The following is a 15,548-nucleotide window of genomic DNA, read 5'->3' as shown; positions in this document are numbered from 1 at the left end:
CAAGACCCGACTAGACTGGGCGGCCGACTATCTGGCCGCAGCGCCCAAGGGCGACCTGTTCGCCGGCGCTGCGCCCGCCATGGCGGCGCACTGGCGCGCGATGCTGGATCGTCTGTCTGCGCAGGCGAAGGGCGATCCGGCGACGCTGGCCGACCATGTCGGGCGACAGGCCGCCGATCTGGGTCTGGCCTTCCGCCTGACCGGGGATGAGCAGGAACGGCCCTGGCCGCTCGGCCCCGTTCCGCTGCTGATCGGCGCGACCGAATGGGCGCATATCGAAACCGGCCTTGCCCAGCGCGCCGAACTGCTGGAACGGGTGATCGCCGATATCTATTCCACCCAGTCGCTGGTGCGCGATGGCAAGCTGCCGGCAAGCATCGTCACCGGCAGCCCGCATTATTGGCGGGTCATGACCGGCACACCGCCGCCGCGCGGCCATCACCTCCATTTCTATGCCGCCGACATCGGCCGCGGCCCGGCAGGCGAATGGCGGGTGCTGGCGGATCGGGTGCGCACGCCCGTCGGCATGGGTTATGCGCTGGAAAACCGGCTGGCCCTCTCCCGCGCCACCGGCGACCTGCTGGGCGCGATGAACGCCCGTCGCCTCGCCCCCTTCTTCGCTGACCTGCGCCGGGGCCTCGCCGTCGACTGCGCCCGGTCCGATCCGCGCATCGGCCTGTTGACGCCCGGCCGCTTCAACCAGAGCTATGCCGAACAGGCGCATCTCGCCCGCTATCTCGGGCTGTTGCTGGTCGAGGGCGACGATCTGATCGTGTCGGACGGACGGCTGTTCGTGCGCACCATTCAGGGCCTCAAGCGCATCGACGGCCTGTGGCGCTGGATGGACAGCCGCTTCCTCGATCCGCTCGCTTTCGACAGCAAGTCGCGGATCGGCGTGCCCGACCTGTATGACGCCTGCGCGCGCGGCGGGCTGATGGTCGGCAACTGGCCGGGCGCGGGCGTGATCGAATCGCGCGCCTTTGCCGCCTTCCTGCCGCAACTGGCCAAGGCGGTGCTGGGGCAGGACCTGATCCTGCCCAATATCGCGACCTGGTGGTGCGGCCAGCCGCGCGAGCGCGACCATGTCCGCGCGCGGCTGGACGATCTGGTGATCGGCTCCGCCTTCGATCAGGACGTCATCGGCCTGCCCGACGCGCATTTCACGCCGGGCGCATCGATGAACGCAGCGCAGCGCAAGGCATTGCTGGCGGCAATGGCGAAGCGGCCGATGGACTATGTCGGGCAGGAGGTGGTGAAGCTGTCGACCGCCCCGGCGGTGATCGACGGTCGCCTCGCCCCCCTGCCCTTCACCCTGCGCGTCTTCGTCGCGCGCGATGGCGCGGGGCAATGGCGGGTGATGCCCGGCGGCTTTGGTCGACTTGCGGGCCATGGCGACATTCGCGCCGCGCTGATGGGACAGGCGGATATGTCCGCCGACATGTGCGTGGTCGACGCAAAGCCCGTGCCGCCCGACACGCTGCTGGGATCGGGCGCGCCGGCAATCCGGCGGGTCGGCGGCATGCTGCCAGCCAAGGCGGCGGACAATCTCTTCTGGCTGGGCCGCTATATCGAGCGCGCGGAAATGACGCTGCGCCTGATCCGCGCGATCGCCGGTGGATCGATCGAAGCCGACCTCGGCTCCTCGCTCGATTCGCCCACCATGGCCCGGCTGGTCGATCAGCTGGTGCAATGGGGCGCGGTGCCCGGCAGCGGGTCGGCGGTCGGCCCGCTGTGCGCGACGGCGCTGGGCGAGGCGCGTCAGCCCGGCAGCGTCCGCGCGCTGATGGCCGTGGTCGCCAATATCGGCGAAGGGCTGCGCGATCGGCTGGCGAGCGATTTCTGGCGGCTGGTGCGCCTGCCCTTGCCGACCTTCGACGGCGCGGTGACGGAAACATTGCTCGACGCCTCCGCCCGCATGATCGAGCGGATTTCCGCGCTGGCGGGGCTGGCGGCGGAAAATATGGGGCGGACGGAGGGGTGGCGCTTCCACGACATGGGCCGCCGCATGGAGCGCGCGGTCAATGGCTGTCGCCTGATCGCCCTGTTCGGCGGCGATCAGGCGTCGGCCGACGACCTGACCGTGCTGCTGGACCTGATGGACAGCCAGATCAGCTATCGCACCCGCTATCTGACCGATCCGGCGCTGCCGCCGGTGCGCGACCTGCTGGCGCTGGAGCCATACAACCCGCGCGCCATCGCCTATCAGGCGCAGCGGCTGGCCGAGCATGTCGCCGCCCTGCCCACGCTGCGCGCCGACGGCATGCCGGAAGAGCCCCGGCGGCTGGCGGACGCGCTGGTGGCGCGGCTGGCCCCGCTGACCGGCGACATGCTGACCATGGCGGATATTGCCGATGCCGAAAGCCGGCTGTTCGCCCTGTCCGACGCCATCGGCCAGCGTTACTTCCTGCAACTCCACAAAACGGAAAATGCGGACCTGCTGTCATGATCTACCATGTCCGCCACCGCACCATATTGCGTTACGCCGCGCCCGTCCGCGTCGCCCGCTTCAACCTGCGGCTGAAGCCGGCACCATGGCCGGGACAATGGACGTCCGACCATGTGCTGGAGGTCGATCCCGCCCCGTCGATCATCGAATCGCGCCCTGCCGCCTGGCCGGTGCAGGTATCGCGGCTGGTGATCGAAAGCCCGATCCGTGAACTGACGATCGAAAGCCGGTTTCGCGCCGGGGTGCAGGGCGGCGTAATCGAACCGCAAGCGGATGATCCCACCATCGGCGCGGTGGCCACCGCCGCGCTGATCGACCGGGCGATGGGACCATCGGCCCCGGCCCATTATCTCTATGCCTCCGCGCGCGCGCCGATGCTGGCGCAGATCGGGCAATGGGTGGGCGACGCGCTGGCCCCCGACCGGCCGATCGTCGCCGCCGCGCTGGAACTGGCGCTGCGCATTCAGGCGGAGTTCGCCTATCAGCCCGGCGTCACCGATGCAGGCACGCCGGTCGCCGACGCCTTTGCCGCGCGCCATGGCGTGTGCCAGGATTTCGCCCATGTCATGGTGGTCGCGCTGCGCCTTGCCGGCCTGCCCGCCGCCTATGTCAGCGGATACCTCCGCACCCTGCCCCCGCCCGGCATGCCCCGACTGGTCGGCGCGGACGCGATGCATGCCTGGGTGATGCTATGGTGCGGGCCGACGCGCGGCTGGATCGGTTTCGATCCCACCAATGGCTGCATTACTGGCGACGGGCATCTGTTCATCGCCATGGGCCGCGACTATGCCGACGTCGCGCCGATGGACGGGCTGTTCGTCGGCGGCACCGGCCAGAGCCTGCAGGTCATGGTCGACGTCGCCCCCGAAGAAGAGGAAGTTGCATGATTACCGCCATCATCCTGGTGCTGGCCGGGCTCTATTGTCTGGGGCGCGGCGTCATGGATTTGCGCGCGAAACGCTGGATCTGGGGCGCGTTGGGGCTGGTGAGCGGCATCGCGATCATGGCCGCGCCGATCCCGACGCAGGTGCAGGTCACGGTGCCGGCGGGAACGGCGGCGCGCTGATCTACACCCGTTCGAACATCAGCATCATGCCTTTGCGCGGGCGCACCGTCAGGCGGCTGATTGGTTCGGGCTTGAAGCCCGGCTTCACGCGGATCCGGTAACGGCGCACCACCGCCGCAATCACCGTCATCACCTCCTGCTGGGCAAAGCCCGCGCCGACGCAGACGCGCGGTCCCCGGCTGAAGGGGAACCAGGCCTGTTTCGCCATGTCCGCATTGGCCGGGTCGGCGAACCGATCGGGATCGAAACTATGGGGGCAGGCCCAATTATCCTTGTTGCGCTGGGTCAGCCAGGGGGCGACGACCAGCATCGCGCCCTGTTCCAGCTGCTTGTCACGCATCTGCATCGGACAGGGGACTTCGCGCGGGAAGAAGGCGAGCGGCGGATAGAGGCGCAGCGTTTCCTTGAATATGTTGCGCACGACATGCATGTCCTTCAGCATCGCGGCGGTGAAGGGATGATCGCCCGCGATCTGCGCCACTTCCGCTCGCGCCCGGTCCTGAATATGGGCGCATTCCGACAACAGATAAAGCGCCCATGTCATGGTGCTGGCCGATGTTTCATGCCCGGCCAGAAAGATGGTCGCCACCTGGTCCATCAATTCCTTGAGCGTGAAATGCGCGCCGGTTTCCGGGTGCTTCGCCTCTACCAGCGACTGGAGAATATCCTTGTGCTGCGCCGGGTCGCCGGCATGGAAGGCATCGAAACGCGCCGTCACGATCGGCCGGAACACATCGCGGATCGCATCGGCAGGCCGGGCCGATCGCTTTTCGAACCAGCGACTGGGCAGGCCATAGAGGCCCAGCATCGAAGCGGAATGGGACAGGCGCTGGAACCGGCCGAACGCCTTGTGGATGATCGCCGACCGCTCCAGATCCAGCGTCTGAGAAAAGAGCGTGCGAAAGATGATGTCGGCGGCCACATGCGTCATCATCGGATCGACGTCGAATGGCCTGGTGCGATCGGCGGTGTCGATCCGCTCCAGAAAGGCGTCGGCCGCCGCCGCCATCATCGGCATCGACTTGGCGAGCGCGGTATGGGCGAAGGCCGGGTTGACCATCGCCCGCTGATTTTCCCAATCCTCGCCATTGGCGGAAAAAACGCTGTTGCCGATCAGCGGCCAGAGCCCCTTCACCAGTTCGCTATGCTTGGGAAATTCGGTCCCGCCCTTCAGGATGCGGTCCACCAGCGGCAATTCGTTGGCGATATACATGGTCTGGCCGCGCCCGCGCACCTCGCCCATCTTCATCGTATAGCTTCTTTCGAACAGCACATGGATCCAGCTGTGCCAGCCGATGAAGAAGCGCCGCATCATCGTGCGCTTGTTGCGCGTGGGCTGCGGGAAAGGCGGGGTGAAGAGCGGATCGGTCATGGGATCGTCCTGAAGGCGGCGATGGACTCGTCAAGGCGGTTGCGACCCGCGGTCAGGCTGACGAAATCGACCGGCGACAGATGGTCCCCCACCCGCAGATAGTCGAAATGCGCCTCATATTTGTTCGACCAGCCGCTATGATGATTTTCCGGCCGGTAGAAGAGGTGGAAGCGCGGCGAGAGCATGTCGACCCGCGCCGCACAGCGATCGCTGACAAGGGTCAGTGGATTGACGTTGAAATAGGCGGCGCCGTCGGGCGGATAGGACAGGTCGACATAGCGGAAAGGCTTGTCGGCCAGCGCGGCGAGATCGGCATGATACCAGCCCGCGTCGGTGCGCAGCGCAATCACCGGCACCACCTGCCCCAGCCCGATCATCGCGAAATGATCCGGCAGCGTATCGCCGCGCAGGGCGAAGATGCGCCGCATCAGCGACATGCCCAGGATCGTGCCGGCGCTATGGGTGACGAGCAGCACTTCGTCCCACGGCCCGTCCATCTCCGCCACGATGCGCTGCGCAAACAGGTCCAGCCGCGCGTCCAGTTCCGGCCCCGGCCCGTTCGCCGCCAGCCCGTGATGATAATAAGTGAAGCGCAACAGCCAGGGCACCACCAGCTTCGTCAGCCATTTGCCCGAAAACAGCGCGCTCACCCCGATGCCGACCAGCGCCGCCGCCCAGAAGGGCAGCAGGATCGACAGCGCCAGCGCGGGGATCAGCGCGAAGAGCAGCGGGATCATCACCGCCAGGACGGGCGGGTAGCAGATCGTCAGCACCGGGCCGGGCCGCAGCCGCTTCATCCGCGCAAACTGCATGAAGCGGGCATGGCCGACATAGGTGGCGATGGAGCGCCAGGCCAGGATCAGCGGATTGCGAATCCACACCTTTCCGACCAGATCCTCCCAGCGCAGATACTCATAGTCCGTCTCGACCCCGGCCTGCGGATTGTCGATGGTCCAGATCGCGGAGGAGGCCGGGCCGGCGCGCCGGGCGCTCACGGTCAGCGCCTGCCTCGTCAGCGCGGCATGGCGCGCCGCCTGTTCGCGATAGAGCTGATGATAGAATCGCACGCCGCGCGGATCGAAACCGCCGAGGTAGAAGACTTTACGCTTGAACTTTTCCACGGCCCCCGCCCTAATCGGCGCATGAACACGCCCGAACGCGATTACTGCTATTTCATCGACCACCGTAAGTACAACCGCAATGTCGGTTGCCGGAAACATGACAATATGTACGGCATCAATGGCGGCGGCGGCGAGCGAGACCGGTGGCGCGCCGACCTGCATTTTTACCGGCATATGAAATCGAACGGCGATCCCATGGCATTGCCCGCCCTGCTCGCCTGCCTCACCTTCGGCTGGTTCTGCTGGAATTATCATCCGGGCAAGGGGTTGTGGCGCGGGCAATTGTTGCGCCGCTTCGCCAAAGCGCCCAAGTGAGCGGCATGAGCGATCCCAAGCATGTGAAGGTCGGCCCGATCACCTTCGGCAACGACCTGCCCTTCGTCCTGATTTCCGGCCCCTGCCAGATCGAAAGCCGCGACCATGCGCTGTTCATGGCGGACGCGCTGGCGAAGGCGGCGGCGGATGCCGGGGTGCCCTTCATCTTCAAGAGCAGCTTCGACAAGGCGAACCGGACATCGGTGTCGGGCCGGCGCGGCGTCGGCATCGATGCCGGGCTGGCGATCCTGGCCGATGTGAAGGCGACGCTGGGCTGCCCGGTGCTGACCGACATTCATGGGCCGGAACAGGTGGAGGCCGCGGCGCAGGCGGTGGACATTCTCCAGATCCCGGCCTTCCTCTGCCGCCAGACCGACCTGCTGGTCGCGGCAGGCAGGACCGGCGCGGTCATCAACGTCAAGAAGGGGCAGTTTCTGGCCCCCTGGGACATGGCGGCGGTGGCGCAGAAGGTCGCATCGACCGGAAACGAGCGCATATTGCTGACGGAGCGGGGCGCGAGCTTCGGCTATAACACGCTGGTCAGCGACATGCGCGCGCTGCCGACCATGGCGCAGACCGGCTATCCGGTGATCTTCGACGCCACCCATTCGGTGCAGCAGCCCGGCGGTCTTGGCACCGCATCGGGCGGGCAGCGCGAGTTCGCGCCGCTGCTGGCGCGCAGCGCGGTGGCGGCGGGGGTCGCGGCGATCTTTGCCGAAGCGCATGACGATCCCGACAATGCGCCGTCCGACGGGCCGGTGATGCTGCCGCTGACCTGGGTCGCGCCGATGCTCAAGACGCTGCGCGCGATTGATCAGGTGGTGAAGAACTGATCATGCCGCGCTCCTGCGAAAGCAGGAACGCAGGATGCAGGGCATATCGTTCGACGCATATCGTTCGACTCTGGGCTCCTGCCTTCGCAGGAGCACGCCCCATATGATTACGGCCGCGTCTGGCCGGTGCCGCGCACGATCCATTTATAGGTGGTCAGCCCTTCCAGCGCGACCGGCCCGCGCGCATGAAGCCGCCCGGTCGAAATGCCGATTTCCGCGCCCAGCCCGAATTCGCCGCCATCGGCAAACTGGGTGGAGGCGTTCCACATCACGATCGCGCTGTCGACGGCGTTCAGGAAATGCTCCGCCACCGCCGCATCGTCGGTGATGATCGCATCGGTATGATGGCTGGCATGCACGTCGATATGGGCGATCGCCTCCTCCACGCCGTCGACCAGCCGGACCGACACGATCGCGTCGAGATATTCGGTGTCCCAATCCTCGTCGCTGGCGGCGATGACCCGCGCGTCCATCGCCTGCACCGCCTCATCGCCGCGCACTTCGCATTTGGCGTCCAGCAATGCCTGCACCAGCGCGCCGGCGCTGGGATAGGCGCGATCGATCAGCACCGTTTCGGTCGATCCGCAAATGCCGGTGCGGCGCATCTTGGCATTGACCACCAGGCTTTGCGCCATGGCCGGGTCCGCCGCGCCGTCGACATAGCTGTGATTGATGCCGTCCAGATGGGCGAGCACGGGCACGCGCGCTTCTTCCTGCACGCGCGCGACCAGGCTCTTGCCGCCGCGCGGCACGATCAGGTCGACAAATTCGGCCGCCTTCAGCAGCGCGCCGACCGCCGCGCGATCGGTGGTGGGGACCAGTTGCACCGCTTCGGAGGGCAGGCCGGCGGCGACGATCCCTTCGACCATGGCGGCATGAATGGCGCGGTTGCTTTCCTTCGCCTCGCTGCCGCCGCGCAGGATGACGGCATTGCCCGCGCGCAGGCAGAGGGCTGCGGCGTCCGCCGTCACATTGGGCCGGCTTTCATAGATGATGCCGATCACGCCCAGCGGCACGCGCACGCGCGACAGTTCCAGCCCGTTGGGCCGCACGACGGTATCGATCACGCTGCCCAGCGGATTGTCGAGGCTGGCGACCTGCTCCACCCCGGCGGCGGCACCGGCAATCCGGTCCTCATCCAGCTTCAGCCGGTCGAGCATGGCGGGCGACAGGCCGTTGGCGGCGGCATTTTCCATGTCGCGGGCATTGGCGGCAAGGATGGCTGGTGCCTGATCCCGCAGCGCCTGCGCCGCGCGGCGCAGCGCGTCCGCCTTCTGCGCATCGCTCGCCTGAGCGATGATGCTTGCGGCGCGGCGCGCACGCGCGCCCAGCGTCGCAATCAGCATTTCGGGGGTCTGGGTCAGGTCATTCATCACGTGTCTCGCCATCCAATCGGGCGGCGGCTTAGCATGAATGGCCGGCCGGGCGAAAGATTGCGCAGAATGATTATGGGGATTGGTGCTGGCGGCCGAACCATGGGTCGCATAATGATCCGACCGCCAGCGGGCAGGGAACCTGCCTCGGTCCCCTTCCTAGTCGTCCGGCGCGTCGGCCACATACCCCATAAGGGGTAGAGCCTTTGAAACAGGCGAAAAAACTGAAAATTCAGTGGCTGATCAGGCCTACGATGCGCACCAGCTGGGATTCCCGGTTGCAGCCGGTCTTTTCATAGATGCTGCGCAATTGCGCCTTGAGCGTTTCGGTGGAGACGCCGCGCGCGGCCGCAATGTCCGCCCGCGACTGGCCCGCCGCCAGCCGGATCGCAATGTCCGCTTCGGCCGGGGTCAGGCGGAACGTGCGGGTGAGCATCTGCACATGCCGGTCGCTGGCCGCCCCGACCCGGGCGATGACGATGGCGCGCGGCGCGAAGGGCAAGGCCCAGGGCGCGACCGGCAGCGGATAAAATTCCAGCATGATGCCAACACCGCCATCGGCCTCCGCCAGCGCGACCGGATCGGCCGCACGCGCCGGCGGATCGACGATGGTGCGCACAGCGCGCAGGATGGCGCGCGTTTCATCCGCCCGGTCGCTGGCCAGCCAGCCATCGCTCAGCCTGATGCGGCTGGACGAGAGCAGGGCTTCGGCGCGCGGGGTCATGCCGCCGACCCGTCCGGTCGCATCGAGCAGCCAGCAGGCCCGCTCCATCGATTCGAACGTGCCCGCCAGCAGGGCAAAACCCTGTTTCTCGATCGCCTGCTGCAAGCGGACGGCGGTGCGGGCGTGCCCGGCAATATCGGCGAACAGATCGCGCTGGTCCTGCGTGGTGCGGCCATCCTTGCTGTCGCGCAGCAACGCCAGGCCGATCATATGATCCTGGCCGGCGGTCAGCTTGGCCTGACAACCATTGAAAATGTCGAAATCGGAACAGAGGTCGAGATAATCGTCGGCGCGCAGCGACTGACGGGCAATGTCATAATGCGCCTCATGCACGATCGCCGGCCGATCGGGCAGGCGATCGGCGGCAACGCGGAAATTGAGATCGGGCGCGCCCTGATCGATCATGGCCGATTTGGTGAGGATACTCTCATCAATGTCGCTGATCCAGTTGAAGGACGCAGCGCTGGCGCCAAAACCGATCATCTGGCCATGGCGCGACCCCGTCGCCTCCGCCATCGCCCGAAGCGCGTCATCCCATTTTTCCGGTTCCAGCGCGGCGGAAAGGAAAATGTCAGCCCAGTTGCCTGCGTTGCTGGCGGAAGTCGCCATCCCATTCCCCCTTGCCCGCTTCGGCGTTATCGCAAGGGCATGGGAAGTCAAACGCCATGTGGTTTCCGGCTTGTTACCACCCCTTTATCCTGATCTGCATCAAGGATCAGGCCGCCTGCGCCAGCGCTTCCTGCTTCACCGCGCGAATCATGCGGCACGGGGGGATGTTGCGCCATTCCAGCGAGTCGCTGACATCTTCGAACACCGGCGTCAGCATCCGACAGACATAGCGCGAATATTGATAGATCAGGAACGCGCCGCCCGACCGCAGCGCGGTGCGGGTTTCGGCGCAAATGGCCGCGCCCACGCCATCGGGCAAAGTGGAGAAGGGTATGCCCGACAGGACATAATCGGCCTGATAATGACCCGCTTCCTTGATGAAGCGGCGCACATCGGCCGCCGATCCATGCACCACCCGCAGACGGGGGTCATCAATCTCCGCCTCCAGATAGGCGACGAAATCAAGGTTTACGTCGATCGCCAGCAGGGTGGCGTCCGCCGGCAGCCGATCGAGAATGGGCCGGGTGAAGGTGCCCACGCCCGGACCATATTCCACGAATAGCCGGGTATTGCGCCAGTCCACCTGATCCAGCATCCGATCGACCAGCGTCGCGGAGGAGGGAATGACCGATCCGATCATGCCGGGATGTTTGACGAACTGCCGGAAAAACATCCTCCACTGGCTGAAAAAGGATCGAACGCCGCCTTTCTCACCCTTGCCCTTGGTCTTCTTCACCGGAATGGAGGCCATTAACACTCGCCTGTCTGAACTGTCCGCACGGCCTTGCAAATCCCGCGCTCGCTGGCAAGCGGCTTCGCAACGCACCTGTCATAAACGCGGCGAAGCCGGCCGAGTTCATTTCCGGCATCGCCGCGTTCTTGATCATCGGACAGCCTATTGGGCGGAATCGCGCGGACGCAGCATGCCGGGCGATACGAAGCCGATCGGGTCGACCTGCATCGCGCGTTGCTTCAGCTGCGACTGGATCTGTTCATATTCGCGCTCCATGTCCGGCGTCACCGATGCGCGCGTTTCCTCCAGCGCGACGTCGAAATGGGCCTGCGTCACCTTGTCGACGTTCAGCGACTGGCGCAGCGCCACCAGACCGGCGCGGCGGACCAGATCCTCTAGGTCGGCGCCGGTGAAACGCTCGGTCCGTTCCGCCAGCACATCGAGATCGACATCGTCGGCCAGCGGCATCTTGCCGGTGTGGATGGACAGGATGCGCTTGCGCCCCGCCTGATCGGGCACCGGGACATAGATCAGCTCATCGAAGCGGCCGGGCCGCAGCAAGGCCGGATCGATCAGCGTCGGCCGGTTGGTCGCGCCGATGACGACCACCGACTGCAATTCCTCCAGCCCGTCCATCTCGGCCAATATGGTGTTCACCACCCGCTCCGTCACGGCCGGTTCGCCAAGCCCGCCGCCGCGCGCGGGGACCAGACTGTCCAGTTCGTCGATGAAGATGACGGTGGGGGCCACCTGCCGCGCGCGGGCGAACAGGCGGGCGATCTGCTGTTCGCTTTCGCCATACCATTTGGACAGCAGGTCGCTCGATTTGGTGGCGATGAAATTCGCCTGCGCCTCTCGCGCGACCGCCTTGGCCAGCAAGGTCTTGCCGGTGCCGGGCGGGCCATAGAGCAGGAAGCCCTTGGCCGGGCGGATGCCGATGCGACGGAAGGCGTCGGGATCCTTGAGCGGCAGCTCCACCCCTTCCTTCAGGCGCATCTGCGCGTCGTCCAGCCCGCCAATGTCGGCCCAGCCGATATTGGGCGCCTGCACCATCACTTCGCGCATGGCCGATGGCTGGACCCGCTTGATCGCGGACAGAAAATCCTCCCGCGTGACGGACAATTCCTCCAGCACGTCGGCCGGGATCGTCCCTTCTTCCAGATTGAGGCGCGGCATGAAGCGGCGCACCGTCTCGATCGCCGCTTCGCGGGTCAGCGCCGCCAGATCCGCGCCGACAAAGCCGTAGGTCATGCGGGCGAGTTCGGCGAGGTCGACCTTGTCGCCCAGCGGCATGCCGCGGGTGTGGATGCCCAATATCTCGCGCCGGCCGCGCTCGTCCGGCACGCCGACCACGATTTCGCGGTCGAACCGGCCGGGCCGGCGCAGCGCCTCATCAATCGCTTCGGGTCGGTTGGTCGCGGCGATCACCACCAGATTGGTGCGCGGCTCCAGCCCGTCCATCAGCGTCAGCAACTGGGCGACCAGCCGCTTTTCCGTCTCGCCGGTCACATTGCCGCGTTTGGGCGCGATCGAATCGATTTCGTCGATGAACAGGATCGACGGTGCGGACTTGGCCGCCGCCTCGAAAATCTCGCGCAGCTGCTTTTCCGATTCGCCATAGGCCGATCCCATGATCTCCGGCCCATTGATCAGGAAAAATTCGGCGTCCGATTCATTGGCGACGGCGCGGGCCAGCCGGGTCTTGCCCGTGCCCGGCGATCCGTGCAGCAGCACGCCCTTGGGCGGATCGACCCCCAGCCGTTCGAACAATTCGGGATAGCGCAGCGGTAGTTCGACCATTTCGCGCAGCTGGTCGATCGCCTCGGCCATGCCGCCGACATCGTCATAGGTCACGTCGGCGCGGCGCGATTCGCGCGGCTCCTCATATTCGGCGCGCAGTTCGACTTCGGTTTCCGCGTCGATATGGACGATGCCCTTGGGCGTGGTCGACACCACGACCAGACGAATTTCCTGAAGCGCATAGGCGGGCGCGGCCAGCATCTGGCGCAATTGGGGCGGCATGTCGCCGGGCGGCACCTGTTGCTGGCCGGCGGTCGCGACAATATCGCCTGCGGTCAGCGGCCGCTGAAAGAAAACGCGCTTCAACGCTTCGGGATTGCCCTGAAGCCGCAGGTTATTTTGTGCAGGCGCGAACACCACGCGCTGGGCGGGACGCGATTCGACTTTTGCGATCTGAACGAAGTCGCCCGATCCGACACCGGCATTGGCGCGCTGCAAACCATCCAGGCGCAACACGTCCAGCCCTTCATCTTCCTTATAGGGGCGCACCACCCGCGCCGGGGTCGGCCGCTTGCCGGCAATCTCGATCACCTCGCCTTCGGCCAGCTGCAATTCGGCCATCACCGCCAGCGGCAATCGCGCAAGACCGCGCCCTGCATCCTCCGGGCGCGCATTGGCGACCTGTATCCTGCGTCCTGTTCTTTCCTGATCGGCCACGAGCAATCCCCGTCCTTGTCCTTCCGTAACGAGATAGGAAACGCAGGCGGCCGGGGAAAGGGGGCGCGCCCGCGACGGGACGGCACAAAAAAAAGGCCAGCCCGAAGGCCAGCCTGAAAGTTTTTAGGAGAGGATGCCTGAAAGGCCCCTTCTATGTGCAGTGCGGCATGATTTTTTGCAAGTGCGAAATAATCTGATGAGTTGCAAAAAATGCATCTTGCCATTTTCGCCTTTTTCCTGCTCATTATGGAGAGGATGCTTGGAACCGGGATGCGCGCCGTTCGATAAAGAGAATTGACGCGGCGCAGCGGATCGGCTTCGGACTTTTACAGATTATGCGCAGATTGCCGCCCCTAACGGCCCTGGAGGCCTTTGTTCAGGTTGCCCGCCTTGGTTCCGTCAAGGCCGCCGCCGAAGAACTCGCTCTGTCGACCCCGGCGCTCAGCCGCCGTGTGCAGGCGCTGGAGCGCTTCATCGGTCGTCCCCTGTTCGATCGCAAGCATCAGGCGCTGGAGATCAATATCGATGGCCAGCGGCTGCTGGACGATATTGCCCCCGCGCTCGATTCGCTCAGCCAGGCGCTGGAGAATATCCAGAGCGGCGGCAACCAGCTGCGGCTGCGGCTGGCGGTGATGCCGCTGTTCGCAACCCAGCGGCTGTTCCCCCATCTGGGCCGCCTGCGCCAGCAGCACCCGCAGCTGCATATCGACATCGAAACCACGCCCCATGCCGTCGCGCGGCTGGGCGAAGGGCTGGACGCGGCGATCGTGCTGATGGCCAAGGACATTGATCCCGCGCTCTACGCGCATGAGCTGGATCATGAAGAAGTCTATCTGATCGGCCGGCGCCAGCTGCTGGAAGGGCCGCAGGCGCTCAAGTCGCCCGAGGAGCTGGCGCAGCAGACCATCCTGCTCCACCGCGACATGGCCCTGTCGTTCGACGCCTGGAAGGAAGCCGCCGGCCTGTCCGATCTGCAACCGCTGGCGGTCGACAACTATGATTCGGGCCAGCTGATGCTGGAGGCGGCGGCGCAGGGGCTGGGCGTGGCGGTGATGCATGCCAGCCATTTCGAACAATCGAACGATCCCCGGCTGGTGCGGTTGTTCCCGATCCATGTCGAAAGTCCCTATCGCTATTTCTTCGTCTGCCGCCCGCGCGCGCTCCAGACGCGGGCCGTGCGCATCTTCCGCGACTGGCTGGTGGCCGCCGATATTTGAAAATACGCGAACGGGCGCATTTTTGGGCGGTGCCGGCCTTTCAATCGATACGCCTGCGATTCTTTATCGCCGCGCCCTTAACCTTGTTTCGCACCCGTCGTTATAGCGATCATGACCGGGGCAATCTCTTCATCCGCGAGCCCACAACATGGGCTGACCGACCGACTGGCACGCTGGGCCAGAGGTCTTTCCGGCAAAGCCGAGGACGAGGATGAATCGGAGCCGGAGCAGCGCCCCAGAGCGGGCGGCGCATCCAACCGGGAGATCAACCGGCGGCGGCAGCTTTATGCCGACATTGGCGACTTCCTGTTCGCCCATGATCTGGACCTGACCCCGATCAATTTCAGCGTCGCGCTCGATTATCTGACCGGGGCCAATATCGGCGTCGAAAAGGCGATCCGCGCGGTGATGATGGAGCGCGGCAAGATCACCAATGGCTGGATCGAAACGATCGCGGCGGAACAGCGCGCCGACGAAGTCACGCCCGAATCGCTCGCCTCCATGCTGGACAAGGTCGAGGAAAATCTGACCCAGTTCACCGGCCTGATGCATGAATCGCGCAATTCGGCGAAGGATTATGGCGCAGCGCTTCAGGAACAGGCGAAGGATCTGGCGTCGGGCGGCGACAATGAGCCGGTTCTGGCGCGCCTTGTCGGCCTGACCCGGTCGATGGTCGAAAAGACCCGGCAGGTCGAAGGCCAGCTGCGCGAAAATCAGAAGCAGACTCAGGCGCTTAAATCCAGCCTGGAAAGCGCCCGCCGCGCCGCCGAACATGACCATCTGACCGGCCTGCCCAACCGCCGCGCCTTTGAAGGCGTGCTGCGCGAGGAAGTGGCGCTGGCGCAGGCGCAGCATGAGGCGCTGTCGGTCGCCTTTTGCGACATCGATCATTTCAAGCGGATCAACGACACCCATGGCCATGACACCGGCGACCGGGTGCTGAAATTCGTCGCCGGCCTGCTGGCCAAGATTTCCAACGACCGTTGCCATGTGGCGCGGCACGGCGGCGAAGAATTTGTGATGCTGTTCCGCGGCAAGACGGCGGCCGAAACCTGCGAGGCGGTGGACGGCGTGCGGGAGGATCTGGCCAATCGCAGCCTGGTTAACCGCACCAATGGCGAGCGGATGGAGCGGGTGAGCTTTTCCGCCGGCGTCGCCAATGTGCTGGTCTATGAAGATGCGCGCGCCGCGCTGAAGGCCGCCGATCGCGCTCTCTATCTGGCCAAGGAACATGGCCGCAACCGCGTCTATCTGGCGGCGGAAACGGACTGATACGCTCTGG

Annotated in this window: 13 protein-coding genes; 7 read left to right on the top strand and 6 right to left on the bottom strand. The window is 65.6% G+C overall.

The window, feature by feature from the left end; genetic code table 11:
• Positions 1 to 79 precede the first annotated feature (79 nt).
• The 3 genes from ACFOKF_RS03395 to ACFOKF_RS03385 are packed head-to-tail and all read left to right on the top strand — an operon-like array spanning position 80 to position 3,512.
• Complete coding sequence (locus tag ACFOKF_RS03395; protein WP_380797632.1) at positions 80 to 2,446, top strand: circularly permuted type 2 ATP-grasp protein; 2,367 nt, start codon at positions 80 to 82, stop codon at positions 2,444 to 2,446.
• On the top strand, positions 2,443 to 3,333 hold the full coding sequence (locus tag ACFOKF_RS03390; protein WP_380793163.1) for a transglutaminase family protein: 891 nt from the start codon (positions 2,443 to 2,445) through the stop codon (positions 3,331 to 3,333). The genes ACFOKF_RS03395 and ACFOKF_RS03390 overlap by 4 nt, the downstream gene beginning before the upstream one ends.
• Positions 3,330 to 3,512, top strand: a complete 183-nt coding sequence (locus tag ACFOKF_RS03385; RefSeq protein WP_380793161.1) for a hypothetical protein — start codon at positions 3,330 to 3,332, stop codon at positions 3,510 to 3,512. Before ACFOKF_RS03390 ends, ACFOKF_RS03385 begins: the two co-directional genes overlap by 4 nt.
• 1 nt (position 3,513) lies before the next feature.
• Here the strand turns inward: ACFOKF_RS03385 and ACFOKF_RS03380 are convergent, their stop codons facing one another.
• Together ACFOKF_RS03380 and ACFOKF_RS03375 are read right to left on the bottom strand one after the other, a co-directional pair.
• A complete protein-coding gene (locus ACFOKF_RS03380) occupies positions 3,514 to 4,884 on the bottom strand; it encodes a cytochrome P450 (RefSeq protein WP_380793159.1) in 1,371 nt (456 codons plus the stop codon).
• Positions 4,881 to 6,005 carry a hypothetical protein gene (locus ACFOKF_RS03375; protein WP_380793157.1) on the bottom strand — a complete coding sequence of 375 codons (1,125 nt, stop codon included), beginning with the start codon at positions 6,003 to 6,005 and terminating at the stop codon, positions 4,881 to 4,883. The genes ACFOKF_RS03380 and ACFOKF_RS03375 overlap by 4 nt, the downstream gene beginning before the upstream one ends.
• Positions 6,006 to 6,026: 21 nt before the next feature.
• Between ACFOKF_RS03375 and ACFOKF_RS03370 the strand changes: the two genes are divergently transcribed.
• Together ACFOKF_RS03370 and kdsA are read left to right on the top strand one after the other, a co-directional pair.
• Positions 6,027 to 6,320 (top strand): hypothetical protein, encoded by a 294-nt coding sequence (locus ACFOKF_RS03370; protein ID WP_380793155.1) that lies wholly within the window; start codon positions 6,027 to 6,029, stop codon positions 6,318 to 6,320.
• Between the two features lie 5 nt (positions 6,321 to 6,325).
• Entirely contained in the window at positions 6,326 to 7,153 is an 828-nt protein-coding gene (gene kdsA, locus ACFOKF_RS03365; RefSeq protein ID WP_380793153.1) for a 3-deoxy-8-phosphooctulonate synthase, read from the top strand.
• A gap of 107 nt (positions 7,154 to 7,260) precedes the next feature.
• Here the strand turns inward: kdsA and ACFOKF_RS03360 are convergent, their stop codons facing one another.
• The 4 genes from ACFOKF_RS03360 to ACFOKF_RS03345 form a co-directional block, all read right to left on the bottom strand.
• The gene (locus ACFOKF_RS03360) at positions 7,261 to 8,526 is read right to left on the bottom strand and encodes a glutamate-5-semialdehyde dehydrogenase (protein ID WP_380793151.1); all 1,266 of its coding nucleotides are present in this window, start codon (positions 8,524 to 8,526) and stop codon (positions 7,261 to 7,263) included.
• Positions 8,527 to 8,758: 232 nt separating this feature from the next.
• Positions 8,759 to 9,859, bottom strand: coding sequence for a helix-turn-helix transcriptional regulator (locus ACFOKF_RS03355; RefSeq protein WP_380793149.1), 1,101 nt, complete (start codon positions 9,857 to 9,859; stop codon positions 8,759 to 8,761).
• Positions 9,860 to 9,965: 106 nt separating this feature from the next.
• Positions 9,966 to 10,610, bottom strand: a complete 645-nt coding sequence (locus ACFOKF_RS03350; protein ID WP_380793147.1) for a class I SAM-dependent methyltransferase — start codon at positions 10,608 to 10,610, stop codon at positions 9,966 to 9,968.
• Between the two features lie 144 nt (positions 10,611 to 10,754).
• On the bottom strand, positions 10,755 to 13,049 hold the full coding sequence (locus ACFOKF_RS03345; RefSeq protein WP_449325389.1) for a CDC48 family AAA ATPase: 2,295 nt from the start codon (positions 13,047 to 13,049) through the stop codon (positions 10,755 to 10,757).
• 335 nt (positions 13,050 to 13,384) lie between these two features.
• Here ACFOKF_RS03345 and ACFOKF_RS03340 point away from each other — a divergent pair, with 335 nt between their 5' ends.
• Positions 13,385 to 14,266: a LysR substrate-binding domain-containing protein gene (locus tag ACFOKF_RS03340; protein WP_380793143.1), complete on the top strand. Its 882-nt coding sequence runs from the start codon at positions 13,385 to 13,387 to the stop codon at positions 14,264 to 14,266.
• A 111-nt stretch (positions 14,267 to 14,377) separates the two neighbouring features.
• Positions 14,378 to 15,538: a GGDEF domain-containing protein gene (locus ACFOKF_RS03335; RefSeq protein ID WP_380793141.1), complete on the top strand. Its 1,161-nt coding sequence runs from the start codon at positions 14,378 to 14,380 to the stop codon at positions 15,536 to 15,538.
• The last annotated feature ends 10 nt before the right edge of the window (positions 15,539 to 15,548 follow it).

This window comes from Sphingobium rhizovicinum (assembly GCF_042647625.1).
GTDB classification, from domain to species: Bacteria; Pseudomonadota; Alphaproteobacteria; order Sphingomonadales; family Sphingomonadaceae; genus Sphingobium; species Sphingobium rhizovicinum.
The sequence above is the reverse complement of the archived record's forward strand: the minus strand, read 5'-3'. Positions and strand labels throughout refer to the sequence as shown.

Coding starts and splice junctions, on each gene's coding strand:
- ACFOKF_RS03395 (WP_380797632.1), top strand. CDS start 80: ATGGCGGCGCACTGGCGCGCGATGCTGGATCGTCTGTCTGCGCAGGCG.
- ACFOKF_RS03390 (WP_380793163.1), top strand. CDS start 2,443: ATGATCTACCATGTCCGCCACCGCACCATATTGCGTTACGCCGCGCCC.
- ACFOKF_RS03385 (WP_380793161.1), top strand. CDS start 3,330: ATGATTACCGCCATCATCCTGGTGCTGGCCGGGCTCTATTGTCTGGGG.
- ACFOKF_RS03380 (WP_380793159.1), bottom strand. CDS start 4,884: ATGACCGATCCGCTCTTCACCCCGCCTTTCCCGCAGCCCACGCGCAAC.
- ACFOKF_RS03370 (WP_380793155.1), top strand. CDS start 6,027: ATGAACACGCCCGAACGCGATTACTGCTATTTCATCGACCACCGTAAG.
- kdsA (WP_380793153.1), top strand. CDS start 6,326: ATGAGCGATCCCAAGCATGTGAAGGTCGGCCCGATCACCTTCGGCAAC.
- ACFOKF_RS03360 (WP_380793151.1), bottom strand. CDS start 8,526: ATGAATGACCTGACCCAGACCCCCGAAATGCTGATTGCGACGCTGGGC.
- ACFOKF_RS03355 (WP_380793149.1), bottom strand. CDS start 9,859: ATGGCGACTTCCGCCAGCAACGCAGGCAACTGGGCTGACATTTTCCTT.
- ACFOKF_RS03350 (WP_380793147.1), bottom strand. CDS start 10,610: ATGGCCTCCATTCCGGTGAAGAAGACCAAGGGCAAGGGTGAGAAAGGC.
- ACFOKF_RS03340 (WP_380793143.1), top strand. CDS start 13,385: ATGCGCAGATTGCCGCCCCTAACGGCCCTGGAGGCCTTTGTTCAGGTT.
- ACFOKF_RS03335 (WP_380793141.1), top strand. CDS start 14,378: ATGACCGGGGCAATCTCTTCATCCGCGAGCCCACAACATGGGCTGACC.